The 25,873-nt window shown below is 61.0% G+C and carries 21 protein-coding genes; 8 read left to right on the top strand and 13 right to left on the bottom strand.

Annotation, left to right across the window (positions count from 1 at the left end):
• Nucleotides 1–20: 20 nt before the first annotated feature.
• The gene (gene parE / locus ACX3VQ_RS00200; protein WP_462572197.1) at nt 21–1,997 is read left to right on the top strand and encodes a DNA topoisomerase IV subunit B; all 1,977 of its coding nucleotides are present in this window, start codon (nt 21–23) and stop codon (nt 1,995–1,997) included.
• Here the strand turns inward: parE and ACX3VQ_RS00195 are convergent.
• Together ACX3VQ_RS00195 and ACX3VQ_RS00190 are read right to left on the bottom strand one after the other, a co-directional pair.
• Nucleotides 1,994–2,299, bottom strand: coding sequence for a putative quinol monooxygenase (locus tag ACX3VQ_RS00195; RefSeq protein ID WP_462578953.1), 306 nt, complete (start codon nt 2,297–2,299; stop codon nt 1,994–1,996). The two genes, parE and ACX3VQ_RS00195, sit on opposite strands and share 4 nt — an antisense overlap.
• Nucleotides 2,296–3,516: a bifunctional alpha/beta hydrolase/OsmC family protein gene (locus ACX3VQ_RS00190; RefSeq protein ID WP_462578952.1), complete on the bottom strand. Its 1,221-nt coding sequence runs from the start codon at nt 3,514–3,516 to the stop codon at nt 2,296–2,298. Before ACX3VQ_RS00190 ends, ACX3VQ_RS00195 begins: the two co-directional genes overlap by 4 nt.
• A gap of 177 nt (nt 3,517–3,693) precedes the next feature.
• Here ACX3VQ_RS00190 and ACX3VQ_RS00185 point away from each other — a divergent pair, with 177 nt between their 5' ends.
• The gene (locus ACX3VQ_RS00185; RefSeq protein WP_462578951.1) at nt 3,694–4,572 is read left to right on the top strand and encodes an AAA family ATPase; all 879 of its coding nucleotides are present in this window, start codon (nt 3,694–3,696) and stop codon (nt 4,570–4,572) included.
• A 13-nt stretch (nt 4,573–4,585) separates the two neighbouring features.
• On the opposite strand, the gene ACX3VQ_RS00180 is transcribed toward ACX3VQ_RS00185, so the two are convergent.
• The gene (locus tag ACX3VQ_RS00180; RefSeq protein WP_462578950.1) at nt 4,586–5,983 is read right to left on the bottom strand and encodes a methyl-accepting chemotaxis protein; all 1,398 of its coding nucleotides are present in this window, start codon (nt 5,981–5,983) and stop codon (nt 4,586–4,588) included.
• Between the two features lie 125 nt (nt 5,984–6,108).
• On the opposite strand from ACX3VQ_RS00180, the gene ACX3VQ_RS00175 reads away from it, so the two are divergent.
• Nucleotides 6,109–7,293: a vWA domain-containing protein gene (locus ACX3VQ_RS00175; protein WP_462578949.1), complete on the top strand. Its 1,185-nt coding sequence runs from the start codon at nt 6,109–6,111 to the stop codon at nt 7,291–7,293.
• A gap of 122 nt (nt 7,294–7,415) precedes the next feature.
• Here the strand turns inward: ACX3VQ_RS00175 and ACX3VQ_RS00170 are convergent, their stop codons facing one another.
• Nucleotides 7,416–8,630, bottom strand: a complete 1,215-nt coding sequence (locus ACX3VQ_RS00170; RefSeq protein ID WP_462578948.1) for an exo-beta-N-acetylmuramidase NamZ family protein — start codon at nt 8,628–8,630, stop codon at nt 7,416–7,418.
• A complete protein-coding gene (locus tag ACX3VQ_RS00165; protein ID WP_462578947.1) occupies nt 8,627–9,172 on the bottom strand; it encodes a DOMON-like domain-containing protein in 546 nt (181 codons plus the stop codon). Before ACX3VQ_RS00165 ends, ACX3VQ_RS00170 begins: the two co-directional genes overlap by 4 nt.
• A 47-nt stretch (nt 9,173–9,219) precedes the next feature.
• On the opposite strand from ACX3VQ_RS00165, the gene tyrS reads away from it, so the two are divergent.
• The 4 genes from tyrS (at nt 9,220) to cysK (ending at nt 13,267) form a co-directional block, all read left to right on the top strand.
• Nucleotides 9,220–10,449 (top strand): tyrosine--tRNA ligase, encoded by a 1,230-nt coding sequence (gene tyrS, locus ACX3VQ_RS00160; protein WP_462578946.1) that lies wholly within the window; start codon nt 9,220–9,222, stop codon nt 10,447–10,449.
• Between the two features lie 151 nt (nt 10,450–10,600).
• Nucleotides 10,601–10,939, top strand: coding sequence for a PilZ domain-containing protein (locus ACX3VQ_RS00155; RefSeq protein WP_462572213.1), 339 nt, complete (start codon nt 10,601–10,603; stop codon nt 10,937–10,939).
• 89 nt (nt 10,940–11,028) lie between these two features.
• Nucleotides 11,029–12,345: an MFS transporter gene (locus tag ACX3VQ_RS00150; protein WP_462578945.1), complete on the top strand. Its 1,317-nt coding sequence runs from the start codon at nt 11,029–11,031 to the stop codon at nt 12,343–12,345.
• 1 nt (nt 12,346) lies between these two features.
• Nucleotides 12,347–13,267 carry a cysteine synthase A gene (gene cysK / locus ACX3VQ_RS00145; protein WP_462578944.1) on the top strand — a complete coding sequence of 307 codons (921 nt, stop codon included), beginning with the start codon at nt 12,347–12,349 and terminating at the stop codon, nt 13,265–13,267.
• Nucleotides 13,268–13,272: 5 nt separating this feature from the next.
• Here the strand turns inward: cysK and ACX3VQ_RS00140 are convergent, their stop codons facing one another.
• The 5 genes from ACX3VQ_RS00140 to ACX3VQ_RS00120 form a co-directional block, all read right to left on the bottom strand.
• Entirely contained in the window at nt 13,273–14,595 is a 1,323-nt protein-coding gene (locus ACX3VQ_RS00140; RefSeq protein ID WP_462578943.1) for a serine hydrolase domain-containing protein, read from the bottom strand.
• 205 nt (nt 14,596–14,800) lie between these two features.
• Complete coding sequence (locus ACX3VQ_RS00135; RefSeq protein ID WP_462578942.1) at nt 14,801–16,606, bottom strand: acyl-CoA dehydrogenase C-terminal domain-containing protein; 1,806 nt, start codon at nt 16,604–16,606, stop codon at nt 14,801–14,803.
• A 44-nt stretch (nt 16,607–16,650) separates the two neighbouring features.
• Entirely contained in the window at nt 16,651–17,109 is a 459-nt protein-coding gene (locus ACX3VQ_RS00130; protein ID WP_462578941.1) for a MerR family transcriptional regulator, read from the bottom strand.
• A gap of 32 nt (nt 17,110–17,141) precedes the next feature.
• Nucleotides 17,142–17,525: a phosphoribosyl-AMP cyclohydrolase gene (gene hisI / locus ACX3VQ_RS00125; RefSeq protein ID WP_462572220.1), complete on the bottom strand. Its 384-nt coding sequence runs from the start codon at nt 17,523–17,525 to the stop codon at nt 17,142–17,144.
• A 347-nt stretch (nt 17,526–17,872) separates the two neighbouring features.
• Nucleotides 17,873–18,694 (bottom strand): ComF family protein, encoded by an 822-nt coding sequence (locus ACX3VQ_RS00120; protein WP_462578940.1) that lies wholly within the window; start codon nt 18,692–18,694, stop codon nt 17,873–17,875.
• Nucleotides 18,695–18,748: 54 nt separating this feature from the next.
• Here ACX3VQ_RS00120 and ACX3VQ_RS00115 point away from each other — a divergent pair, with 54 nt between their 5' ends.
• A complete protein-coding gene (locus ACX3VQ_RS00115; RefSeq protein ID WP_462578939.1) occupies nt 18,749–19,498 on the top strand; it encodes a methyltransferase domain-containing protein in 750 nt (249 codons plus the stop codon).
• 14 nt (nt 19,499–19,512) lie between these two features.
• On the opposite strand, the gene ppdK is transcribed toward ACX3VQ_RS00115, so the two are convergent.
• The 3 genes from ppdK to ACX3VQ_RS00100 all read right to left on the bottom strand — a co-directional run bounded on the left by ppdK (nt 19,513) and on the right by ACX3VQ_RS00100 (nt 25,728).
• Nucleotides 19,513–22,176, bottom strand: a complete 2,664-nt coding sequence (ppdK, locus tag ACX3VQ_RS00110; RefSeq protein ID WP_462578938.1) for a pyruvate, phosphate dikinase — start codon at nt 22,174–22,176, stop codon at nt 19,513–19,515.
• A 60-nt stretch (nt 22,177–22,236) separates the two neighbouring features.
• On the bottom strand, nt 22,237–24,696 hold the full coding sequence (gene glyS / locus ACX3VQ_RS00105; protein ID WP_462578937.1) for a glycine--tRNA ligase subunit beta: 2,460 nt from the start codon (nt 24,694–24,696) through the stop codon (nt 22,237–22,239).
• 117 nt (nt 24,697–24,813) lie between these two features.
• Nucleotides 24,814–25,728 carry a glycine--tRNA ligase subunit alpha gene (locus ACX3VQ_RS00100; protein WP_462572225.1) on the bottom strand — a complete coding sequence of 305 codons (915 nt, stop codon included), beginning with the start codon at nt 25,726–25,728 and terminating at the stop codon, nt 24,814–24,816.
• Nucleotides 25,729–25,873 lie beyond the last annotated feature (145 nt).

Below are 25,873 nucleotides of genomic sequence, written 5' to 3'. Positions count from 1 at the left end.
ACCAGAGATACTGGCAAGTCATGTCCAACGATCTGTTCGAAAACACACCCGCGTCGAGCGGCGATTATGACTCATCCTCGATCGAGGTGCTGGAAGGGCTTGAGCCTGTCCGCCGCCGCCCTGGCATGTATATCGGCGGGACCGACGACCGCGCGCTGCACCACCTCGCCGCCGAGGTGCTCGACAATTCGATGGACGAAGCCGTGGCCGGCCATGCGAGCCGCATCGAGGTGCGGCTCGAGGAAGGCAATCGCCTCTCGATCAGCGACAATGGCCGCGGTATCCCGGTAGACGAGCACCCCAAGTTTCCCGGCAAGTCCACGCTCGAGGTGATCCTCTCGACGCTCCATTCGGGCGGCAAATTTTCCGGCAAGGCCTATGCCACCAGCGGGGGCCTGCACGGCGTGGGCGTGAGTGTCGTCAATGCGCTCTCAAGCCACACCCGTGTTGAAGTTGCGCGCGACCGGCAACTTTACGCGCAGGAATTCGCGCGCGGGCAGACGCTCGGCCCGCTGCAGCAGCTCGGCCCCACGCCCAACCGGCGCGGCACCACCGTCTCATTCACCCCTGACACCGAGATCTTCGGCGATCGCCAGTTCAAGCCCGCGCGGCTGTTCAAGCTGGCACGCTCGAAGGCTTACCTGTTCGCCGGGGTCGAAATCCGCTGGAAATGCGCGCCTTCGCTCGCCAGTGACGACGTGCCCGAAGAGGCCACGTTCAAGTTCCCTGGCGGGCTCGCGGATCACCTTGCCGAACAGATCGGGACGCGCGAATGCGTTACTGCCCAGCCCTTCACCGGCAGCCAGGACTTTCCGGAGGACAGGGGCCGCGTCGAATGGGCGGTGGGCTGGCCGCTGTGGTCGGATGGATCGACCAGCTGGTATTGCAACACCGTGCCCACCCCCGATGGCGGCACGCACGAGCAGGGATTGCGCGCGGCGCTGACCAAATCCTTGCGTGCATTCGGCGAGCTCACTGGCCAGAAGAAGGCCAAGGACATTTCGGCTGACGACGTGATGACCGGGGCCGAGGTGATGCTCTCCGTCTTCATCCGCGACCCGCAATTCCAGAGCCAGACCAAGGACCGGCTGACCTCGCCCGAGGCCACGCGCCTGGTCGAGAATGCGATGCGCGACCATTTCGACCATTTCCTCACCGCCAATATGGAGCGCGGACGCGCGCTGCTTGGCAGCGTGATGGAGCGCATGGACGAGCGGCTCAAGCGCAAGCAGGAGCGCGAGATCAAGCGCAAGACCGCGACCAACGCCAAGAAGCTGCGCTTGCCGGGCAAGCTCACCGATTGCAGCGGCGAAGGCGATCGCGAGACGGAACTGTTCATCGTCGAAGGCGATTCGGCCGGTGGCAGCGCCAAGCAGGCGCGCGACCGCAAGAGCCAGGCGATCCTGCCGATCCGCGGCAAGATTCTCAACGTCGCCAGCGCCACGGCGGACAAGATCCGCGCCAATCAGGAAATCGCCGATCTCTCGCTCGCGCTCGGCTGCGGCACGCGCAAGGATTGCGACCCTGAAAACCTGCGTTATGACCGCATCATCATCATGACCGATGCCGATGTTGACGGGGCGCATATCGCCACGCTGCTGATGACCTTCTTCTTCCAGGAAATGGCCGAAGTGGTGCGCGGCGGTTATCTCTACCTGGCCCAACCGCCGCTCTACAAGCTGACCAGCGGCAAAGAGACCCGCTACGCCCGCGACGATGCGCACCGCGCGGAACTGGAAGAAAGCGTGTTCAAGGGCAAGAAGGTGGAGGTCAGCCGGTTCAAGGGCCTCGGCGAAATGAACCCGCAGCAATTGCGCGAAACCACCATGAGCCCGGAAACCCGCGGCCTGATCCGCATCACCCTGCCGCAGGAATTCGAGCAGCGGGCAACGGTCGCAAGGCTGGTGGACGAGTTGATGGGTCGCAACCCGGAACACCGCTTCAACTTCATCCAGAACCACGCGGGCGACGTGGATCGTGATCTAATCGATGCCTAGAAAGACTTTGCATCGATAGCAGAGGCTTCGAACAGGTTCATCGCCGGCGGAGAAATTGCCAGCTCCGATATTTGCCTGACGAACTGGCCCGATGCGGGCACAGCGAAATGCGCCCTGAGGGCGTTCATGTCAGCCCATTCTTCATGGAAGACGAGCCGATTGACATCCTCTGCATCGACCATGCAATTATGGGCGAGACACCCGCTTTCTTGCCGTGATCGCCGTGAATGTGCGCAGCCAAGCTCGATCGCTTGTTCGCGTGTTGCAGGAACCATCTGCACGCTTCCGGTTACCATGATCATTCAACCGCCTCCGTATGAATATGCAAATGCCCTTCCAACGTCCGGTGCACCGGGCATTTGTCGGCAATTTCCATCAGCTTCTCGCGCTGTTCGCCGGATAGCTCGTCACCCAGCAGCTCGATCTTGCGATAGAGCGCCTGAATCTGCACGCCCTCACCCTCTTTCTGGCAATGGTCACAATCCACGGCGTGGTCGCGCTGATGCGTGAGATGCACGCGCGCCCCTGCGAAGGGCCATTGTTTGCGATCGGCATACATCTTCATCGTCATCGCGGTGCAGGTGCCGAGCGCGGCCAGCAATAAGTCATATGGCGTTGGCCCGCTGTCATCGCCGCCATAGCTGGCCGGCTCGTCCGCCACGAAACGATGGCTCACCGTATGCACTTCGGTGCCGAATTTGCCGTTCCCGGTCTGCACCACCACGCCTTCATCCGGCATGGCGGGCGCGCCCTTGTTCGGCAGGTATCGCGCCGCCCAGGCCGCGATCATCCGCGCGGCAAAGCGCGCATCTTCCTCGTCCAGCAGCAGGTGATCCGCCCCTGCCAGGCTGACAAAGCTCTTGGGATGTTTGGCCGCATCGAACAACTTGCCGGCATGTTCGATACCCACGATCTCGTCTGTCGGCGAATGCATGATCATCAGCGGCACGCGCAATTTTTTCATCTCTCCGGCAAGATCGACCTCGCGGGTTCTTTCAAGGAATTCGCGCCCGAGCAGAAACTTGCGCCCGCCGATCGAAACTTCGCCTTCGCCATCCTTTTCAATCTGCTCCAGGTCACCCTTGATGTTGTGCAGCACATGCGGAACGTCGGAAGGCGCGCCAATGGTGGCAACGGCGGCCACATTCTCGCGCCCCAGCTCGGCCGCAGCCGCCAGCACCGCGGCGCCGCCCAGGCTGTGGCCCACCAACAGGATCTGACATTCAAACCGCTCGATCAGATACTGCGCGGATGCAACCAGATCCTCCACATCACTGGCGAATCCGGCGCGGCCAAACTCGCCCTGGCTCGCGCCCAGGCCGGTAAAATCGAACCGCAGCGATGCGATCCCTTCACGCGCCAGTGCGCGAGTTACCGCGGTGGCCGCCTTCGATTGCTTGGTGCAGGTGAAGCAATGCGCGAACAGTGCCGCCCCGCGCACCAGCCCGGTGGGCAGTTCCAGCGCGCCGGATAGCTCGTGCCCCTGGGAAGTGACGATCTTCAGGCTTTCGGTCGGCATTGGCAATCTCCTTTGGCGCGGGTGTAGTGGCTAATTCGGGTTGTTGCGGCAAAAGTTTCAATCAAACCGGCAATAGCACCGCAGCTCGCCTCGCCAATTCGATAGCTTGCATAGCGACACCCTTGCACCAAACCGCTGGGTAACTTAACGCGCACGGAAAGTTTCAAGGGAAAACCGATGACCGAACAGACCACCACCCAGTCCGATGTAGGGCGCTTTGAAGGCACCAGCTCCTATATTGCGACCAACGATCTCAAGGTCGCCGTGAACGCCGCAGTAACCCTGCGGCGCCCGCTGCTGGTGAAAGGGGAGCCGGGCACCGGCAAGACCGTGCTGGCGCATGAAATCGCCAAGGCCACGGGCGCGCCGCTGATCGAATGGAACGTGAAATCAACCACCAAGGCGCAGCAGGGCCTGTATGAATATGACGCCGTGGCGCGCCTGCGCGATGGCCAGCTGGGCGATGAGCGCGTCCATGACATCTCGAACTACATCAGGAAGGGCAAGCTTTGGGAAGCCTTCACCTCGCCCGAGCTGCCGGTGCTCCTGATCGACGAGATCGACAAGGCCGATATCGAGTTTCCCAACGATCTACTCCAGGAACTCGACCGGATGAGCTTCGACGTTTACGAAACGCATGAGCGGATCGAAGCGAAAGAACGCCCGATCGTGGTGATCACCTCGAACAATGAAAAGGAACTGCCCGACGCTTTCCTGCGCCGCTGTTTCTTCCATTACATCAAGTTCCCAGATCGCGAGACGATGGCCGAGATCATCGATGTGCATTACCCCGGGATCCAGAAAAAGCTGGTCAGCAAGGCGATGGATATTTTCTACGAGCTGCGCGAGGTGCCCGGCCTGAAGAAGAAGCCCTCCACCAGCGAGCTGCTTGACTGGCTCAAGCTGCTGCTCAACGAAGACATGCCGATGGAAGTTCTGCAGGACAGCAACCCCAATTCGGCGATCCCGCCGCTGCACGGTGCGCTGCTCAAGAACGAGCAGGATGTGATGATGTTCGAACGGCTTGCCTTCATGGCGCGCCGCAACCCGGGCTAAGTCCGGGAATCAGTTAAAAGGAATAGGCGAGCTCGAAATCGCCCCAGCGCTTCCCGTTGATAATCAGCGGAATGTAGACATTGCGCACGACCTTATAGCGCTCGCCATCACCTTCCTGCCGGTAAACCGCCATCATATAGGGGGCGGAAGAATTCTTCGCCTTCTGGTCGATCGGATCGAAGATGATGCGCCCGTTACGGCAGAATGCCGTATCGTGCGCCAGATTGCCGGTTGGCGCTTGCGACCATTCGGAAAGGTGCGTGGGCAGGAAGCCCTTCTTGTCGGTGCAGGCTGCGGCCATCACGCGGGCGTTGGTCTGCTTGGCGCGGTCGAGGAAGGGGCGCCAGTGCGCGTCTGCCCAATCGCACAACCTGGTGCGATAGCGCTTGGGATTGCTACCTTCGATCAGCTGATAATTGCTATCGAACAGCACGGCTTCGCTAAGTTCGCCGTTCTCGATCGCCTGGCTGGTAATGTCGGCCAGTTCGTGCGCAAAACCCTGTGCGGCCTCGACCATCGCACTGTCTTCAGGCGATAGCCCTGCCTGCACGATGCGGTCGAACATCTCGCTGGCAGTCATTTCCAGCTCTTCCATGCGCGTGTGCGCGCGTTGCAACTTGGTCTCGTTGTCGAGTGCCGCATTGTCGAAACTGTCGAGCACATCCTGCACCCGCACCACATGATCGCTGATCGTGGAGGTCGAACGTGCGATCTGGTCATTCTGCTTGTCGACCTCTTCCACCAATTCGCCCACGCCAACGATCGTGCGTTCAATTTGGGCGACGGAAGCCTTGGCCTCACCGCTGGCTTTTGAGCCGGTTTCGATCCGTTCGATCACCTGTGACGCTTCGCTGCCAAGTGCGTCGATCGTCGAAGTGATTTCTTCGGTTGCCTTGCGGGTGTCATTGGCCAGGCTTTTCACCTCGCCCGCCACCACTGCAAAGGTGCGCCCGGCATCGCCCGCGCGCATCGCCTCTATGGTGGCGTTGAGCGCCAGGATATTGGTCGTTTCGGCGATCTGCTCGATATCTTTCGAGCTGCGCCGCACCTGTTCCATCGCGGCGGCAAAGCTGGTGACATGCTGCGACAGCGCTTCAACCAGTTCGAGCAGCGAATTGATCTGGCCAAGCGAAGAATGAATCAGTGTGGTGCCTTCGCCCAGGCGTTCGATCGCGCGTTCGGACAGTAGCCGGGCTTCGTCGCTGGCTTCCGCCACCTTAGCCTGATCGGCCTCAAGCGCGGTAACGGTTCCGCGCAGCGCCGTGTGCTCTTCGCGCAGCGCCTCGGATGAACGGATGACCGCCTCGACAATGCCGGCCACATCGGTGCAGCCAACCGTAACATCCCCGCAGATTTCGGGTATTCTGTCGAGCGCTGTTGCGCCGTTGGTATCGATCGCGATCGGCTTCATCAGATGCGTCCTCGGTTATGGCTTCAGCCAGCGCAGTAACCTTACGTGGTTAGCAACCGGTTAATTTGGATAGGGGGAGTTGAGTAAGGCTGGCGCGTTGCAAATCGCAACGCTAAGGCAAGCGCATGTTCTTCAATTTCGTCGACGAATTGCGCGCCGCGGGAATTCCCGCCAGCTTCAAGGAGCACCTCACCCTGTTGGAGGCGCTCGACAAGGATGTGATCGAGCAGACGCCCGAGGCATTCTATTACCTCAGCCGTGCCACCTTCGTGAAGGACGAGGGGCTGATCGACCGTTTCGACCAGGTCTTCAACCGCGTCTTCAAGGGCATCCTCAGCGATTATGGCCAGAACCCGGTCGACATTCCCGAAGACTGGCTGAAGGCGGTGGCCGAGAAATTCCTCTCCGAAGAGGAGATGGAGAAGATCAAGGCGCTGGGCAGCTGGGACGAGATCATGGAGACGCTGAAGAAGCGGCTCGAGGAACAGGAAAAGCGCCACCAGGGCGGCAACAAGTGGATCGGCACCGGCGGCACCAGCCCGTTCGGCAATTCGGGCTACAACCCCGAAGGCGTGCGGATCGGCGGCGAAAGCAAGCACAAGCGTGCGATCAAGGTGTGGGAAAAGCGCGAGTTCAAGAACCTCGACAACACGAAGGAGCTGGGCACCCGCAACATCAAGATGGCGCTGCGCCGCCTGCGCCGTTTCGCGCGCGAGGGCGCGGCGGACGAGCTTGACCTTGACGCCACGATCGACGGTACCGCCAAGCAGGGCTGGCTTGACATCCACATGCGCCCGGAACGGCACAATGCCGTGAAGCTGCTGCTGTTTCTTGACGTGGGCGGTTCGATGGACCCCTTCATCAAGCTGTGCGAGGAATTGTTCAGCGCGGCCAATGCGGAATTCAAGAACCTCGAGTTCTTCTATTTCCACAACTGCCTTTACGAGGGCGTGTGGAAGGACAACAAGCGCCGCTGGCAGGAACGCACCAAGACCTGGGACGTGCTTCACAAATATGGGCATGACTACAAGGTGATCTTCGTCGGCGATGCGGCGATGAGCCCTTACGAGATCACTCACCCCGGCGGCAGTGTCGAGCATATGAACGAGGAAGCCGGCGCAGTGTGGATGAAGCGGGTGGCCGACACCTATCCCGCGACCGTGTGGCTCAACCCGGTGCCCGAAAAGCAATGGGGTTATTCGCAGAGCACCAAGATGCTCAAGCAGCTGGTAAATGACCGGATGTATCCGCTGACGCTCGACGGACTGGACGATACCATGCGCGAGCTAAGCCGGAAACAGGGGCATTGAGGCGAAAAGGCCGCTAACGACCCCATTGCGGCAATTACCCAAGCCCGCTCAGGCTGAGCGGATGTGGCGAAATCGGGGCCGACGCCGAGGTCCGCGCCCCACCCAAACGCGGACATCAAACCCTAGTAGAGCAAAAGATCCCTTACATCGGCGATCCAGGCCGCTTCATCGGCTGAGGCCAGTGCATCGAGGTCGCCTGGGCGTGCCGCTGGGTCATCAACCCATTCGCGCAAGGCTGGCCCGCCGTTGATTACATCGATCGCAAGGCGTTCCAGCTCGTATTCATAGGGAAAATCACGCCACAGATCATATTCCGGGTAGAGCCGCCGGATCGCCTTGAATGCCAGCGCCTGCAACCGCCACGGCTTGAAGGTTGAATGGGTGTAGAACCTGCCTTCTGCGTGGATCATCAATGCATTGCACAGCTTTCCTGCGTGTTTGTGGAAAGTCGGCTCGAACCAGCATTCGCGTAAGGCACAGCCAGCCATCCAGTCAGGCGCGAGCGCGTGCATTTCCGCCAGCACCGCCTTGGCATCGACATCGGGCGCGCCGAACAGCACTTCCAATGGCCGCGTCGTCCCCCTGCCCTCGCTCAGCGTGGTGCCTTCCAGCATCACGGTGCCGGCATAGCATCTCGCCATGTTGACGTTTGCGGCATTGGGCGACGGATTGATCCAGATCCGGTCCTGCGGCCAGCCATACCCCCCCATGCCGCCATCGGGCCCGGCTTCAGGGAGCCAATAATGCATCTCGACTACGCGGTAATCCACGTCGAGGCTGAACTGGCGGATGAACCAGTGCCCCATTTCGCCCATGGTGAGGCCGTGGCGCATCGGCATTGGCGCGGCGCCAACAAAACTTTCCTGCCCCGGCACCAGCAGCGTGCCCTCAACCGGGCGCCCGGCCGGGTTGGGACGGTCAAGCACCCACACGCTCTTGCCGTGCTTTGCGGCCTCTTCGAGCAAGTAGAGCAGAGTGGTGACGAAGGTGTAGATGCGGCAGCCAAGGTCTTGCAGGTCAAACAGGAATACGTCGGCAGTGCCCATCATCTGCCCGGTGGGGCGGCGCACCTCCCCATAGAGCGAAAAGATCGGGATGCCGTAATGCGGATCGAGTTCGTCCGCAGTCTCCACCATATTGTCCTGCTTGTCGCCTTTCAGCCCGTGCTGGGGGCCGAATGCGCTGGTCACGTTCACGCCCGCCGCGATCAGCGCATCAAGGCTATGCGTCAGGTCGGCCGTGACCGAGGCGGGATGCGCCACCAGTGCCACCCGTTTTCCATCAAGTTCGCGCAGTAGTTCCGGCTCTGCCAGCAGCCGATCAATCCCGAATTTCATGGGTTTCGAGGTGCCGGAAGGCTCGCCGCAAAGCAAGCCGGATCGTGGAAATCCGGCGCATCGCATTGTGGATGCGCAAGCGCCCAATAGCTTTTGTTGCCACCCGCTTCCTCTATCACCGCGCTCAGGCCCATGGCGCAGTGCATCCCGAGGAGCTGCGAACGCGCGATGAAAGCATCGAAAATGGCGAATTTCGAGCCGGGCCGCATCACGCAATCTGGCGCGCGCGCGATTTCAAGCGGCTCCATTCTGTCGCGGTATCGGGTAAAACCATAGGCGTTCCATTGGCGCGAGGGCGAGAGGTTCCACTCATGATAGGACTCGCCTCCCTCAGGGCGCAGGAACAGTTCGAAACAGGTCGTTTGCCACAGCCCGTCCGCCCTGCCTTTGCCCGTGATCGGGGGCAGGACCAGCGTGCCCGCCTCCTCTATCCGCCATCGCAGGTGCAGCCAGTTCGGGTCATCCAGCCCCACCCGCGCCTCTACCGCGCTCACCGAAGAGGGCGGAAATGCCGGGTGGGGAATCAGGCGATATGCTTGCATTGTCCCTCCCCCATGCTAACCGCGCTTTCCCAAGGCAAGAGAGCACGATGTCGGAACACAAGTCCACCCTGCTGCGCCTGCTCGGCGAGCGCGGCTATATCCACCAGATGACCGATGCGGCCGGGCTGGACAAGCTTGCCCAAAACCAGATCGTGCCCGGCTATATCGGCTTCGATGCCACCGCGCCCAGCCTGCATGTCGGATCGTTGGTGCAGATCATGATGCTGCGCCGCCTGCAGCAAGCCGGCCACAAGCCGATCGTCCTGATGGGCGGCGGCACCACCAAGGTGGGCGACCCTTCGGGTAAGGACGAAAGCCGCAAACTGCTCACGCCCGAAGCCATCCAGGCGAATATCGCGTCGATCCGCACGGTATTCGAACGGCTGCTGACTTTCGGTGACGGTCCGACCGACGCGGTGATGGTCGATAACGATGATTGGTTGAACAAGCTCGGCTATATCGAATTGCTGCGCACGGTTGGACCTCACTTCACTATCAACCGCATGCTCACGTTTGATTCGGTCAAGCTGCGGCTCGAACGCGAACAGCCGCTGACCTTTCTCGAATTCAACTACATGATCCTGCAGGCCTATGATTTCCGCGAACTGGCACTGCTGCACGATTGCCGGCTGCAAATGGGTGGCAGCGACCAGTGGGGCAATATCGTCAACGGGATCGAGCTGACCCGCCGGATGGAGGGCAGGGAAGTTTTCGGGCTTACCACGCCGCTGCTGACCACGGCTGACGGGGCCAAGATGGGCAAGACTGCGGCAGGCGCGGTTTGGCTCAACGAAGATCAGTTGCCCAGCTACGACTTCTGGCAATACTGGCGCAATTGCGATGACCGCGATGTTGGCCGCTTCCTGCGGCTGTTCACGGATCTGCCGCTGGACGAGGTGGCGCGGCTGGAAGCGCTCGAAGGTGCGGAAATCAACCAGGCCAAGGTAGTGCTGGCGAACGAAGTGACCAGGCTGGTGCGGGGCGAGGAAGCAGCACTGGCTGCGGAAGCTACCGCGCATGAAACCTTTGCCGGCGGCGGTGCTGGCGAAGATCTCCCAACCTTAGCCGTGGGCATTGAAGGCATGCGCATCGGTGCCTTGCTGACTGCGATCGGGTTCACCGCGTCGAATGGCGAAGCCAAGCGCAAGCTGGCTGAAGGTGCGGTGAAGCTTGATGACCAGGTCATAAGCGACCCTGGCTTGCTGATCGAAATTGCTGAAGGCGAACAGCGCAAGCTCAGCCTGGGCAAAAAGAAACACGGCATCATTACGCGTTAACCGCCGTAAGCCTCTGAAAAAGCGGTTAATCGAACCCGGATCAGGGCTCAAACGGGCCGTCCGTCCCGTTTTGGCGCAGCACATCTTTACCAAATGTCAGCCTTTCTCCAGCATCTAGCGATAGAAGAACAATGCTTGGAGGCTTGTAACCGTGAACGCCGGAGCCAATCTCAGTGTGACCGACCTGCGCCGCGCCGCGCGGCACCCCGTCGATTTCCCGGTCATTGCCGAACATCGCCGCTTGGGTGACCTGAAGCTGCATGTCGCCAATCTTTCTGCGCACGGCTTCATGGTCGACGATGCCGAAGGGCTCCAACGCGGCGACCGGGTTATTATCCGCCTGCCGGTGGTGGGCCGGATCGAAGCTTATGTGATCTGGTGTCATGACGAGCGCGCCGGGTTCCAGTTCGAAAGGATCATCCGCCTTGACGATTTCATGGCAGTGATCGACCAGTTGCAGCCCAATCCACGCTTGCGCCGCCTGCGCTGACTGAGGCGGCGCTCCCCAAAAAACTTACTACAAAGCTGGATAGCTTTTGATGGCTTGGCAGCGGGCCTGCCCCCTGCCATTGCACGGTGGTGAGCGATACCCCACTGACACCGTCCAGCCCGCCAGAAGCGACGCACCCCTTTCGCGTAGCCAATTTCCGCGCCTATTGGGTCAGCCGCCTCAGCATGACGCTGGCGCAATATGCCATGCTGCTGATCATCGGATGGCAAACCTACAATATCGCGCGCGATGGCGGGATGAGCGTCGCCGCAGCATCGGGGCAACTGGCGCTGATTGGCCTGCTGCAATTTGCGCCGCTGTTCGTGTTGACGCCATTCGTGGGCCTGGCCGCAGACAAGTTCGATCGCAGGAGCCTCGGCCGGCTAACGGTTGTTCTGCAACTCGTCTGCTCTGCCGCTCTTGCCTGGGCAACCTGGCACAACGCCATCACCTTGCCGATCCTGTTCACTGTGGCGGTTTTGCTGGGTGTTGCACGCGCCTTTTCCGGGCCGGCATTATCAGCGCTGGCCCCCAACCTCGTTCCCCGGAAAATACTGCCCAACGCCATCGCACTATCCAGCATTTCGTGGCAGGTGGGCATGATCGTGGGGCCGTTCATCGGCGGGTATACCTTTTCGGTGCTGCCCTCCCTCCCCTATATCGCGGCGAGCGTACTGTTCGGCGTTGCGATCGTTGCCTTGAGCCTGATTGGCAAAGTGCCACAGCCGCCGCTGCGCAAAGGGCAACATCCGATCGGCCAGATGCTCGACGGCATTCGCTATGTCCGCCACAACAAGATGGTGCTGGGCGCGATCACGCTTGACCTGTTCGCAGTATTCCTGGCCGGGGCAACTGCGCTGTTTCCGGTGTATGCGCGGGACATCCTGGAGGTTGGAGAGACGGGCCTGGCCCAGCTTGCCATGGCGCCTGCTGCGGGCGCTGCGCTCACTGCCGCCTGGTTCAGTTTCAGACCGCTTGAAAACAACGTTGGCCCCAAGATGCTGTGGGCGGTATTCGTGTTCGGGCTCGCCACGATCGTATTCGGCCTTTCCACTTCGATGCCGCTTAGCCTGGCGATGCTGTTCATTGTCGGCGCGGCTGACATGTTCAGCGTGTATATCCGCCAATCGCTGATCCAGCTTCACACCCCGGATGACAAGCGCGGGCGGGTATCCTCGGTCAGCTTGCTCACGATCAGCGCTTCGAATGAGTTCGGCGATTTTTTCTCCGGCAGCCTGGCATTCCTGTTCGGCCCCGTGGCGGCGGTGGTCACCGGCGGCACTGGCGCGATCATCACTGTGGCGCTGTGGAGCAGGCTGTTTCCTGTGCTAAGAACCACCAGGACATTTGATCCGCCCGATGAAATCGTGCTCAAACACGCAGAAAGCAAAACCCAGGAGGCCTGACATGAAAGCCGCAAACATCCTCGAGACCATCGGTCGCACTCCGCATATCCGCCTGTCACGCATGTTCCCAGATCACGAAGTCTGGATCAAATCGGAACGCGCCAATCCTGGTGGCTCGATCAAGGACCGCATCGGCCTTGCCATGATCGAGGATGCAGAAAAGACCGGGGCATTGAAGCCCGGCGGCACAATCATAGAGCCTACCAGCGGCAACACCGGCATCGGCCTGGCGATGGTCGCCGCGGTCAAAGGTTACAAGCTGGTTCTGGTAATGCCGGAATCGATGTCGCTTGAACGGAGGCGGTTGATGCTCGCCTATGGCGCATCGTTCGACCTCACGCCCAAGGAAAAAGGCATGAAGGGAGCGATCGAGCGCGCCAGCGAGCTGGTCGCACAGACCCCCAATTCGTGGATGCCAAGCCAGTTCGACAATGAGGCGAACTGGAAGGTCCATGCCAACACTACGGCAAAGGAAATCATCGCCGACTTCGCCGACACACCGCCTGCAGTCCTGATCACCGGCGTTGGTACCGGCGGACACCTGACGGGATGCGCCGAGGTGCTGAAGCGCGAATGGCCCGAGATGAAGGCCTATGCGGTCGAGCCGACGCTCAGCCCGGTAATCAGCGGCGGCCAGCCCGGCCCCCACCCGATCCAGGGGATCGGTGCCGGTTTTATTCCGGGCAACCTTCATACTCAGTCGATCGACGGTGCAATCCAGGTCGAGCCGGAAGATGCCAAGGAAATGGCGCGCCGCGCTGCGCGTGAAGAAGGCATGCTGGTGGGTATCTCATCGGGCGCCACCCTGGCCGCGATCGCTCAGAAGCTGGCGGATTTCGATACCGGGACCCGCGTGATCGGTTTCAATTACGATACCGGTGAACGCTATCTGTCGGTCCCCGATTTCCTGCCGGTGGAATGAAGCGTCTAATCGCCGAAAGCGATATCGAGTTGGCGAGTACGCGAAAGCTTCGCCCGGAATCGCCCATCCTGCTCCGCTCGCAGGTCGTAGATGCCGTAAGGTGTCACGAACCCGGCGCGCGACAGGCCGCCTTCCTTATCGATCCCGATAATTTGTATCCGTCCGTTTACCGGTTGCGGGCCTTGGCCGAAATAATCGCGGAACACTCCAGTCAACTCAAGCGTGCCCTGACATATCCCGTCCTTCTTGTGAAACTGCACCAACCCCGCAACGCTGTTGTCTCCCAGTGTGCCTGAAAAACGCCGGACGCTGACCGGGCAATCGGCTTCTACCAAGCCTTCAGGTTTGCGGCGGAACGGCGCAGCGAGCATCTGGCTGGTCGATTCGATCGAAGACGTCCACCGAGCGTTGGACAGTATCGTGGCGGCGGTGCCCTCTTCGCGCCAAAGGACCAGGGAAGATCGCGCTCCAATCGTCACGCCATTATGGAACACGATCGGTTCGTTATCGATTGAATTGGCGGCGCGCCAGCCGAAGCCAACGGTGTAGTCGGCATCAGCCGCCACCTCGCCGGAATTCAGGACGGTCGGCTCGACCATGCTGTCAAAGGTTTCCCGTGAGACAATCCTGTTCTCCAGCATCGCACCGCCGAAACGCGCAAGTCCAGCGGCGCTCGCCATCAAGCCGCCCCCACCCCAAGTGTAACTGAAGTCATGTGGCGCCGCTCGGGCGGGGACCGCGTCGACAAATTCATATGCCACGCTCGCCGTCGGATCGCCTGAGTCGGTCGCATCGGCACCGACGTCGAGCCCGGGTGCAATGGCCTTCTCCACCAGGGCGGGAAAGCTCTCGCCAGTCAGTTCCTCAGCAATCGCCCCTAGCAGCGTGTAGCCCCATGAAGAATAGCTGTAACCCTCTCCAGGTGGGGCCAACAGTGGGCGTTTTGCGAATATCTCCACTGCATCACGCCCGTTGGCATAATGTATTCCACCGCGCTCGCTGTCTGCTGCCTGATAATGCGGTAGCCCCGATGTATGAGCGGCCAGTTGCCGCGGGGTGATTGGCAGCCAAGCATTGTCGAGCCACGGCAAGGTTTCAGCAATCGGCGTATCGAGATCGATTCGGCCTTCCTCTGCCAGTTTCGCCAACGCGGTGGCTGCAAACAGCTTCGAAACCGAGGCAAGGCGGAAGCGCGTGTCAATCTCGACAGGCAGCGACCTTTCGCGGTCACGCATCCCTGTCGATCCAATCCAGACGGTGCCGCCCTCCTGCCAGACTGCAGCCCCGAACCCGGGCACGCCGGAGACTTCATGCAATGCGTCGAGCATGGCCTGAGAAGTAGCTGCAGCATGTCCGTCAGAGGCGGCTAGAGGAGGTGGCGAAGCCACCAGCAAAACGGATATGGTCACAGCGAATGATCGGGATTTTAGCATGATGCGGTACACTCTTCAGCATGAATCTGGCATTGGCGTCTAACGCACTGATGCCGCGATCCAAGCCTTCAGTTGTACCGGTTTGTAGTGCCCCGTATCATCACGCCGCCGTCTGGAACGCCTCCGCATCCAGCGCCATCATCGCTTCCGCGCCCGCTTCGAGTTTGCGGCGCAGCGCACCGGCATCGGGCAGGTAGCGTTCGGCATAATAGCGAGCCGAAACCAGCTTCGCCTCGTAAAAGCCCTTGTCCGATGGCTCGCTGGCAAGCTTCTCGAGCGCCACCTTGGCCATGCGCAGCCACATCAGCCCCAGTGTCACGATACCCATGATGTGCATATAATGGTGCGCACCCGCGCCCAGATTGTTGGGATTGGCCATGGCATTCTGCATGAACCACATGGTTGCGGCCTTCTGTTGCCCCAGCGCCTTGTCTAGCGCTTCGGCAATATCCTTGAGCCCATCCACTTCCTTGGCAGCGGCAATGTCTGCATCGCACATGGCGAAGAATACCTGGATCGCCGCGCCGCCATTCTGCGCCAGCTTGCGACCGCACAGATCCATCGCCTGCACGCCATTGGTGCCTTCATAGATCATGGCGATACGGGCATCGCGCACGAACTGGCTCATGCCCCATTCCTCGATATAACCGTGCCCGCCAAAAACCTGCTGCATATTGGTGGCGATTTCATAGCCCTTGTCGGTGCCATAGCCCTTGATCACCGGGGTGAGCAGACTGATCATGTCCATCGCCGTCTTGCGATCGCCCTCATCGGGCGCCTTGTGGCTAAGGTCTTCCTGCAACGCTCCCCACAGGCACAGCGCGCGCATGCCTTCGTTGAACACCTTGGCATCCATCAGCATGCGGCGAACGTCGGGATGGACGAAGATCGGATCGGCCTTGGCCTCGGGATCGGCCGGGCCGGTCAGTGCGCGGCCCTGGCGCCGGTCAAGCGCATAGGCGACCGCATTCTGGTATGCGACTTCGGCCTGTGACAGCCCCTGCATGCCGACGCCCAGGCGCGCTTCGTTCATCATGATGAACATCGCCGCCAGGCCTTTGTTCTCCTCGCCGACAAGCCAGCCTTTGGCCTCGTCATAATTGAGCACGCAGGTCGAATTGCCGTGGATGCCCATCTTGTGTTCGATCGAGCCGCAGCTCACGCCATTGCGATCGCCCAGCGAACCGTCGTCATTGACCAGGAATTTGGGCACCACAAACAGCGAGATACCCTTGGTACTGTCGGGCGCGCCCGGTGTCTTGGCCAGCACCAGATGGATGATGTTGTCCGCCAGGTCGTGCTCTCCGGCGGAAATGAAGATCTTGGTGCCGGTGATCAGATAACTGCCATCGGCCTGCGGCTCCGCCTTGGTGCGGATCAGGCCCAGATCGGTGCCACAATGCGGTTCGGTCAGGTTCATGGTGCCGGTCCACTCGCATGAGACCATGCGCGGTACATATTTCTCGATCTGCTCAGGGCTACCCTTGGCCAGCAACGCCGCGATCGCGCCATTGGTGAGCCCGGGATACATACCGAAGGCCATGTTGGCAGAGCTCATCATTTCCTTGAGCGCAAAGCCGATCACCTGCGGCAAGCCCTGTCCGCCCAGCTCCTCCGGCTGGGTCAATGTTCCCCAGCCGGCTTCGCGATACTGGTCAAATGCCTGCTTGAAACCGGTTGGGGTGGTTACCGAACCATCTTCATGACGGACACAACCTTCACGGTCGCCGATCTGGTTGAGCGGAGCGATCACTTCAGAAGTGAATTTGCCCGATTCCTCCAGGATCGAATTGACCATATCTTCGCTGGCATGCTCGAAACCGGGCAGATTGCCATGGCTTCCAAGATCAAGCATCTCATTGATAATGAATCGGAAATCGCGGTTTGGGGCGGTGTAGCTGGGCATCTGTGTGTCCTTGGTATTGATTTGGATTTTTGCTGGGTCAGCGATCAGAAATCGAAGTCAAGATTCTCGATCAGTTTGATGAACTCTGTCAGTTCCTTGATCGAGGAATCGATGTCGGCGCGTTGCCCCTTCAACTTGGCCACATGCGACTTGCACTTTTCCACCGTGACGCGGCGTTGTTCGACCCGGCCATCGCCGAGATCGTATAGATCGATCATCTCGCGAATTTCATTGAGGCTGAAGCCGACGTTTTTCGCTCGCATGATCCAGGCAAGTCGGGCCCGGTCGCGCTTTGAATAGACGCGGGTCAATCCCACGCGGGCGGGAGAGATAAGGCCTTCGTCCTCGTAAAAGCGCAGCGCGCGGGCGGTGCAATCGAACTCCGAGGTCAAGTCGGAGATCGAATATTGCTCGCGCTCCAACTTGTCAGGGCGCTCGAGATGAGCTCCCGCGTGCTTTGTATCGCCATTGGAGGGAGGTTGGTTTGCTTGTGCTGTAGCCATGCAAAAGGATATAACTTCCCTTTACGTTAGCGTCAAGAATTGACCCTAACGAGAGCGCCGTTCTCAAGCCGGCGATAAAAGCAAGAGCGCGCGCCCGTGTGGCATGCCGGGCCTGCAGGCTCGGCCCGGATCACGATCGCATCCTGATCGCAATCGACCAGCAATTCCGCCACCTTCAAGACGTTTCCTGAAGTTTCACCCTTCTTCCACAAACGTTGCCGCGATCGCGACCAGAAATGGGCGACGCCGCTGGCGATGGTGGCATCCAGCGCCTCGCGATTCATATACGCAACCATTAGAACGTCCTTCGATCCGGCATCCGTCACCACCGCGCTTAGCAATCCTTGCGAATCAAACTTTGGCATGAAGGTGGAAGTCTCATCGCGCGGAACTTGTTTCTGGGTTTTATTGATCACTCAAAATCCCTTCTGTGGACGGGTATTTAGCAGCCTTCGCTTGTTGCACGATAACCACAGATGGCTCGCAAAATCCACGCGCAATCCAATTCTGGCTATGAAGTTGAGCCGCCCAGTGAGAGTTAACGCCCGCGAGCACTTGCTCGCCCGCCGAATACAGGTGCGACATAAGCGCCAGGTTCAGGGGGCAATCCGGGATGCGGCTCTCCAGCAAGGATGAGCGCTTCCGGCGAAACGATGAGGGATAGAGCCCGGGTGGCCGCAAAGGGGGAGGCCACCTTAGCTTCATTGAAGCGGGTTCGTATTTTTTCGTCACGTGGCGCCCGGGGTCTTCCAGACCTCGGGCGTTATGTTTTCGCAGGACTTCGACGCTGCTCCACAATCGCACTGATCCCGGCGGTGTTTCCGTGCAGGGCCTCGTCCAGAACCCGTGCAAAACAGCACATCGTGACTTCTGCCGCGCCAGCCTTTTTCAGCGCGGTGATGCAGGCATCGCTGGTCGCTCCGCTGGTCAGGACGTCATCAACCAGGATTACGGATCGCCCTTGAAGTTTCGCCGCACGCGGGCGGTTGATGCGAATAGCTCCGCCTAAAGCCCGCTGCCGCGCCTGCTTTCGCATTCCGCCCAGCATGGGCGTGGCCTTAGCGCGCACCAACGCATCCACCAACAGTTCCCCTTTGCCACTGCGCGCCAATTCCCGTGCCAGCAATGCGGCCTGGTTGAAGCCTCTGCGCCAAAGCCGCCAGCGATGCAGAGGCACCGGAATAATCAACGGGGGTGATGCTTCAGAATCGGGCAATTTCGCCGCCATCAGCCTGGCCAGTTGCGGCGCAAGCGCGATTTTGCGCCCGTGCTTGAAAGCAAGGATGAGGCGGCGCGAGGTATCGTTATAGAGCGTTGCAGCAGCAATCCCGGCGTGGCTTGGCGGCGTGGCGATGCACACAGCACATTGGCTGTTTTCAAGACCGCTGCCGGGCGCAAATGGCCTGCTGCAACTGATGCACGCCGGTTCGCCCGGAATAACGAGCTGACCCCAACACGCGCCGCACAGCCCCGCCTGGGCTGCTGTCGCTTCGCCGCACAGCGGGCAACGCGGGGGAAAAACGAGGTCGACGAGCGGCGCGAAAACACGCGAAAACGAAGCGGAAATCCATTTGGCGCGACCCATTGCAGCATGCTGCACCTCTTGCGCATCACTGGCAAGCACGGCAGGGCGCCACAGATGACCGAAGCCCGCGTTCCACGGATCTTTTCGAACCGCCGCAGGAACGCCCGCGCCATGCGGGCGGCGTCGCTGTCACGGTGGAACGAAACTGCAAGCTGGCTGGCAGACGAAATGCAGCGCGACATCATCGAACGGCTCGATTTCATGCGCCTTGAGCCATCGCGCGCGCTGATAGTCGGCCACCGGACCGGAGAAATCGCCCGTCACCTTGGACAACTTGGCAGCAGAGTCACCTCCCTTCCCGCCATCGATGAGGAGCAGCCGATTGACGGGGGACCCTTCGATCTGATCCTCACTTTCGGGCGGCTCGATACGGTCAACGATTTACCCGGTGCGCTGCTCCATATCCGCAATGCGTTGACGCCCGAGGGGCTCCTGATTGCGCAGTTCGTGGGCGCGGGGAGCCTTACTGCGCTGCGCCGGATCATGCTCGCCGCCGATGGCGAGCGCCCTTCGGCCCGCATCCATCCGCAGATCGACGACCGCGCCGCCACTTCGCTGATGCAGCGCGCAGGCTTCGCCAAGCTGGTCATCGACACCCACAAGCTCAGCGTGCGCTATCGCAGCCTTGATCGCCTTGTCGCCGACCTGCGCGAGCAGGCGCTGACCAATGTGCTGGCCGATGCGCCCCCGCCGCTGGGCAAGGCGGCTTTCGCCCGGGCGAAATCTGCATTCGAGGCACTCAAGGACGAAGACGGCCGCGTGGCCGAAACCTTCCAGATCCTGACGCTTACGGGCTGGCGCTAAGCCTGCAACGCCAGCTATTTGAGTGCGGCCTGGGCCGCCGCAAGCCGTGCAATCGGCACCCGATATGGCGAGGCCGAGACATAATCGAGCCCGACCTGCTCGCAGAACGCTATGCTCGCCGGGTCGCCGCCATGCTCGCCGCAGATGCCCAGCTTGATGTCGGGCCGGGTCGCCCTGCCCCGCTCCGCCGCCATTTCGACCAGCTGGCCGACGCCATCAATATCGAGGCTGACAAATGGATCGCGCGGGAAAATGCCCTTTTCAACATACTGCGCAAGGAACCGTGCTGAATCGTCGCGCGAAAGGCCCAGAGTGGTCTGCGTCAGATCGTTGGTGCCGAAACTGAAGAAGGCGCCTTCCTTCGCGATATCGCCCGCCATCAAGGCGGCGCGCGGCAATTCAATCATGGTGCCAACAAGGTAATCGACCGGGCAGCCGGTCTCCTCAAACACTTGCCGTGCGGTCCTGTCGATTAACGCCTTGAGAAGTTCGAGCTCGCGCCTGGTTGCGACCAGCGGGATCATGATTTCCGGCACCGGCGTATCGGCTCCGCTCCTGGCGATTTCGCAAGCCGCCTCGAAAATCGCGCGCGCCTGCATCTCGTAGATTTCGGGGAAAGTGATTCCCAACCGGCAGCCGCGATGGCCCAGCATGGGATTGAATTCGTGCAATTCCGCCGCCCGGCGCTTCAGGTGATCGACCCCCAGCCCGGTAGCATCGGCCAGATCGGCAAAATCCGCATCCTCATGCGGCAGGAATTCGTGCAGCGGCGGATCGAGCAGCCGGATCGTGCACGGCAAACCCGCCATCACTGCAAATATCTCGCGGAAATCCGCGCGCTGTTCGGGCAGAAGTTCGGCCAGTGCGGCACGGCGGGTCTTCTCGTTCTCGGCCAGGATCATCTGGCGCACCGCGCGTATCCTGTCGGCATCGAAGAACATGTGTTCGGTACGGCACAGCCCGATGCCCTCGGCCCCGAACTGGCGCGCCATGCGGCAATCGGCCGGGGTTTCGGCATTGGTGCGCACGCGCATGCGCCGGTGCCGGTCTGCCCATACCATCAGCGTGCCGAAATCGCCCGCCAGTTCCGGCTCTACGGTACGCACTTCGCCCGCCATCACCTGCCCATTGCTGCCATCGATGGTGATGACATCGCCCTCTTTCAGTTCGCGATTGCCGATCCGCAGGGTCTTGCTGGCTCGGTCAATCGAGACAGCGGACGCGCCCGACACGCAAGGGCGCCCCATCCCGCGCGCCACCACGGCGGCGTGGCTCGTCATCCCGCCGCGCGCGGTCAATATGCCCTGCGCCGCGTGCATGCCGTGAATATCCTCAGGGCTGGTTTCGACGCGGACAAGGATCACCTTGTCGCCGCGCGAAGCGAACTGTTCCGCCGTATCGGCATCGAGCACGATCTTGCCCGATGCCGCGCCCGGCGAAGCGGGCAAGCCGCTGGTCAGCACATCGCGCGGCGCATCGGGATCGAGCGTGGGGTGGAGCAACTGGTCGAGCGCCATCGGATCGACGCGCAGGATCGCGGTCTTTTCGTCGATCAATCCCTCACCTGCCATGTCGACAGCCATCTTCAGCGCTGCCTTGGCGGTGCGCTTGCCGCTGCGGGTCTGCAGCATCCACAACTGGCCGCGCTCCACGGTGAATTCGATGTCCTGCATGTCCTTGTAGTGGCGTTCGAGCAGGTCGAACACACGGGCCAGCTCGGCATAGGCATCGGGCATCGCCTCTTCCATGCTCAGCGGCTTGGCGCCTGCCGCCTCGCGCGCCGCCTTGGTCAGGTATTGCGGCGTGCGGATGCCCGCCACCACATCCTCGCCCTGCGCATTGATCAGATATTCGCCGTAATAGGCGCGCACGCCCGTCGAAGGATCGCGGGTGAAGGCAACGCCGGTGGCGCTGGTTTCGCCCATATTGCCAAACACCATCGCCTGGACATTCACGGCGGTGCCCCAGTCGCCGGGGATATCGTTGAGGCGGCGATAGACCTTGGCACGGTCAGAATCCCAGCTGTCAAACACGGCGCGGATCGCGCCCCACAGCTGCTCGGTCACATCCTGCGGGAACGGATGCCCCAGCTCCTTTTCAGCCAGTGCCTTGTATTCGGCGACCAGTGCCTTCCACTCGCTCGCCTCCATCTCGGTATCGGCGTAATACCCCTTGTCTTCCTTGGCCACTTCAAGCGCTTCCTCGAACAACCCGTGATCGAGGCCCAGCACCACGTCAGCATACATCTGGATGAAGCGGCGATAGCTGTCCCAGGCAAAGCGTTCATCGCCCGATGCGCTGGCCAATCCTTCAACCGTGGCGTCATTGAGGCCGAGATTGAGCACTGTGTCCATCATGCCGGGCATTGAAACCCGCGCGCCCGATCGCACCGAAACCAGCAGCGGATCGGCAGCATCGCCAAATTTCTTGCCCACGGTCGCTTCGATATGCTTCAGCGCATCTGCCACTTGTGTGCGCAATTCTTCGGAAAAATCCGCACCTTCCTGAAGGTACTTCACACATTCCTCGGTGGTGATGGTGAAGCCGGGAGGAACCGGCAGTCCGATGCTGGCCATTTCGGCAAGGTTTGCGCCCTTGCCGCCGGTGACGGTCTTGTCCCTCTGGCGCGGGTCGGAGTGATCCGCTGAGCCGCCGAATGTATAGACCGTCTTGTTCATTCTAATTCCTGTTTGTCTGAACCGATGGAACACATGGAACAGTGTCTTGACGTTAATTCCTCAACCTTCGATGCGGCTGAAGTCCGCCACCTGGTGCACCGCACCGCGCAGGCGGGCTAGCAGGTCGAGGCGGGCTGCGCGCACATGCTTTTCTTCGGCGTTCACAATCACCTCTTCAAAGAACCGGTCGATCGGCGCGCGCAAGCTGGCCAGGGCCGACATGGCGGCGGCGAAATCCTCGGCTTCGATCGCAGCCACAGCCTTCGGCTCGGCAGCGTCAAGCGCATCGATCAGCGCCTTTTCCGCTTCCTCGGGCGTGTAGGAAAGCTGCGAGCCCTGCTCCGCATAGATTTCGCGCATCTCGGGATCGTCGACATTCTCCATCGGGTCTTCATCGCCGGTATGTTCCGGCTCTACGCGCCAATTCTCTTTCTTCAGGATATTGGCAGCGCGCTTGTAACCTGCGAGCAGATTGGCGCCATCTTCGGTTTCCATGAAGGATTGTAGCGCGTGGACGCGGGCGAGCAGGCGAACAAGGTCATCCTCGCCGCCAAGCGCAAACACAGCGTCGATCAAATCGTGGCGGACACCGGCCTCGCGCTGCTGGACCTTGAGGCGGTCAACGAGAAATTCCAGAACGCCACTCGTAGTTTCGGATACGCTGGCACTCGTAAGGTTCGAAAAGACAGCGTCAGCGTCAATAGGTGGGAAGGCATCGTCTCGAAGCGCGTGTGGAAATTCGTTCTGAAATGCCTTCCATCGTGCATGAGGTCCACGCGCCTGTTCGGCTGCGGCAACTTGATCGATTGTGCCCTCAATGGTGAGCTTGTCACCCTCATAGACCGAGCCGAGATTATGGACTACCCAATCTAGAAGGCGCGACCAACTTGCTCGAACTCCAGACTTTAGGACAATTGCGATGATCCCAAGGGCGGCTCGTCGAAGCGCGAAAGGGTCCTTTGAGCCTGTTGGCCTCTCACGAATGGCGAAGAACGCAGCAAGGGAGTCCAGCTTGTCGGCCAGCGACACCGCAACCGTCACCGGAGCGGTCGGAACGTCGTCACCCTGCCCCACGGGCTTGTAGTGATCCCGGATCGCGTCAGTCACCTCATCGGGCAGCCCCTCGGCGCGGGCGTAATAGCCGCCCATCAGGCCCTGCAATTCGGGGAATTCGCCCACCATCTCGGTGACGAGATCGGCCTTGCACAAAAGCGCGGCCTGTTCGGCGAGATCGGCCAAGGAAGCCCCTTCCCTTGAGGGAAGGGGTTGGGGATGGGTGTCAGGCGCCTGAGGAGTGGGAACCCCCACCCCCGGCCCCTCCCCACCGGGGAGGGGAGAATTCGTAACAATCCCCTCCTCGCAAAGCCAGCGCGCCAGCTTGGCCACGCGCTTGGCCTTGTCGGCGACGGTGCCCAGCTTCTCGTGGAAAGTGATCCGTTCCAGCTTCTTCGCATGTTCAGCGAGCGGCGTCTTTTGATCCTGCTCCCAGAAGAAGCGCGCATCGGAAAGCCGCGCGGCCAGCACCTTGCGGTTGCCGTCAACCACTACTGCCGGGTCTTCCGCATCAATATTGGCGGTGCAGATGAAGGCGTTGGCGAGCGGAGCAGCCGAGGGTGCCCCTCCACCATCCTGCGGATGGTCCCCCTCCCCGTTTCGGGGAGGATTGCACACGAAATACTTCTGGTTCACCCGCGCGGTGAGCTGGATCACTTCAGGCGGCACATCGAGGAAAGCCTCGTCAAAGCGCCCGAGCAGCGGCACCGGCCATTCGGTGAGCCCCGCGTTCTCGATCACCAGCCCCTCATCCTTGACCAGCACCATCCCTGCATCCGCCGCGAGTTTTGCCGCACCCTCGCGGATCAGCGCGGCGCGTTCCTCATGGTCGACGATCACATGGCAGGCGCGCAGTTTCTCCTGATAGTCGTCCACACCGCCAATGGTAATCTCGCCGGGACAATGGAAACGGTGGCCCTTGGTGGCATAGCCGCTGGCGATCCCGTCAATCTCGCAATCGACCAGCTCCTCGCCCAATATCGCGACGATGCCCGAGAGCGGGTGCACCCAGCGCAAACTTTCGGTGCTGATCGAGGCAGCGCCCCAGCGCATCGACTTGGGCCAGGCAAAATCGCGGATGATGGTGGGTATCGCTTCGGCGAGCAGGTCTTTCGTCGCCCTGCCCGGCTTTTCGATCACGGCGAACCAGGTGCTGCGGCCCTTTACTTCGCGCAGCTCCAGTTGATCGCGGGTGACACCGTTCTTGCGGCAGAAACCCTCGATTGCGGCATCAGGCGCGCCTTCGGGCGGGCCCTTGGCTTCCTCGCTCACCGCTTCGGTGGCTTCAGGCAGGTCGCGCGCGATCAGCGCGAGCCGCCGCGGCGTCGACCACACGGTGACGTCGGCAACCGTAACCCCGGCACTCTCCATTTCGCGACGGAACAGCTTTTCCAGCTCCGCCCGCGCACCGGCCTGCATCCGGGCGGGAATCTCTTCGCTGCGCAATTCGAGGAGGAAGTCAGGCATTGGCCCAACCCCCGTCATTGCGAGGAGCCGAAGGCGACGCGGCAATCCAACGCACAGGTCCATGGATTGCTTCGCTACGCTCGCAATGACGTGCGCCAGATTCGAAGGCTACCGAACTCATGCCGACCACTCCGGATATTTCTCGGCCCAGATCGGCGCTTCCTTGGCCATGTGCGCCTCGCAGCTGCCCCGCGCCAGATCGCGCACGCGGCCCATGTAGCTGGCGCGTTCCTGCACGCTGATCACGCCGCGCGCCTGCAACAGATTGAAGATGTGGCTGGCCTCGATCGCCTGCTCATAGGCGGCAATGGGCAAATCGTTGGCGAGGCAGTTACGGCATTCCGCCTCCGCCTTGCCAAACAGATCGAACAGGGCATCGGTATCGGCCACCTCGAAGTTCCACTTCGACATCTGGCGTTCGTTTTCGAGGAACACATCGCCATAGGTAACGCCCTGCGTGTTGAAGGCGAGATCGTACACATTGTCGACGCCCTGGATATACATCGCGAGGCGTTCGAGCCCGTAGGTCAGCTCGCCCGCCACCGGCTTGCAATCGAACCCGCCCATCTGCTGGAAATAGGTGAACTGGGTCACCTCCATCCCGTCGCACCAGACCTCCCAGCCCAGCCCCCAGGCGCCCAGCGTAGGCGATTCCCAATCGTCCTCGACGAAGCGGATATCGTGTTTCAGCGGATCGATGCCGATTACTTCGAGGCTCTTTAGATAGAGCTCCTGCAAATCGGGCGGGCTTGGTTTCAGGATCACCTGATATTGGTAGTAATGCTGAAGCCGGTTGGGGTTTTCGCCATAGCGCCCGTCGGTCGGGCGGCGGCAGGGCTGGACAAAGGCGGCGTTCCAGGGCTGCGGTCCCAGTGCGCGCAGCGTTGTGGCGGTGTGAAAAGTACCCGCGCCCATGCGCATGTCATAGGGCTGCAGGATGACACAGCCTTGCGCGCTCCAGTAATCGTGGAGCGCAAGGATCATGTCCTGGAAAGACGCCTGCGGATTGCGTGTGGCCGGTTGAGCACTCATGGGCAGCGCCCATGGCTCATGCCCTGCCCACCGTCAATGCCGCATCGCAGCATCCGCGGCGATGGAAATCGTCCGTTTCCAACAAAAGGAAACGCCGCATCAATCCTTTTCATTGAGTGTTCAGTCATCCTGCGGCTATCACCTA

Source organism: Altererythrobacter chaiwopuensis, from assembly GCF_054957735.1.
The sequence above is the reverse complement of the archived record's forward strand: the minus strand, read 5'-3'. Positions and strand labels throughout refer to the sequence as shown.

Coding starts and splice junctions, on each gene's coding strand:
- ACX3VQ_RS00195 (WP_462578953.1), bottom strand. CDS start 2,299: ATGATCATGGTAACCGGAAGCGTGCAGATGGTTCCTGCAACACGCGAA.
- ACX3VQ_RS00180 (WP_462578950.1), bottom strand. CDS start 5,983: ATGAAGCCGATCGCGATCGATACCAACGGCGCAACAGCGCTCGACAGA.
- ACX3VQ_RS00175 (WP_462578949.1), top strand. CDS start 6,109: ATGTTCTTCAATTTCGTCGACGAATTGCGCGCCGCGGGAATTCCCGCC.
- ACX3VQ_RS00100 (WP_462572225.1), bottom strand. CDS start 25,728: ATGAGTGCTCAACCGGCCACACGCAATCCGCAGGCGTCTTTCCAGGAC.
- ACX3VQ_RS00130 (WP_462578941.1), bottom strand. CDS start 17,109: ATGGCTACAGCACAAGCAAACCAACCTCCCTCCAATGGCGATACAAAG.
- tyrS (WP_462578946.1), top strand. CDS start 9,220: ATGTCGGAACACAAGTCCACCCTGCTGCGCCTGCTCGGCGAGCGCGGC.
- ACX3VQ_RS00165 (WP_462578947.1), bottom strand. CDS start 9,172: ATGCAAGCATATCGCCTGATTCCCCACCCGGCATTTCCGCCCTCTTCG.
- parE (WP_462572197.1), top strand. CDS start 21: ATGTCCAACGATCTGTTCGAAAACACACCCGCGTCGAGCGGCGATTAT.
- ACX3VQ_RS00190 (WP_462578952.1), bottom strand. CDS start 3,516: ATGCCGACCGAAAGCCTGAAGATCGTCACTTCCCAGGGGCACGAGCTA.
- ACX3VQ_RS00135 (WP_462578942.1), bottom strand. CDS start 16,606: ATGCCCAGCTACACCGCCCCAAACCGCGATTTCCGATTCATTATCAAT.
- ACX3VQ_RS00140 (WP_462578943.1), bottom strand. CDS start 14,595: ATGCTCGACGCATTGCATGAAGTCTCCGGCGTGCCCGGGTTCGGGGCT.
- cysK (WP_462578944.1), top strand. CDS start 12,347: ATGAAAGCCGCAAACATCCTCGAGACCATCGGTCGCACTCCGCATATC.
- ACX3VQ_RS00185 (WP_462578951.1), top strand. CDS start 3,694: ATGACCGAACAGACCACCACCCAGTCCGATGTAGGGCGCTTTGAAGGC.
- ppdK (WP_462578938.1), bottom strand. CDS start 22,176: ATGAACAAGACGGTCTATACATTCGGCGGCTCAGCGGATCACTCCGAC.
- ACX3VQ_RS00120 (WP_462578940.1), bottom strand. CDS start 18,694: ATGGGTCGCGCCAAATGGATTTCCGCTTCGTTTTCGCGTGTTTTCGCG.
- glyS (WP_462578937.1), bottom strand. CDS start 24,696: ATGCCTGACTTCCTCCTCGAATTGCGCAGCGAAGAGATTCCCGCCCGG.
- ACX3VQ_RS00115 (WP_462578939.1), top strand. CDS start 18,749: ATGACCGAAGCCCGCGTTCCACGGATCTTTTCGAACCGCCGCAGGAAC.
- ACX3VQ_RS00170 (WP_462578948.1), bottom strand. CDS start 8,630: ATGAAATTCGGGATTGATCGGCTGCTGGCAGAGCCGGAACTACTGCGC.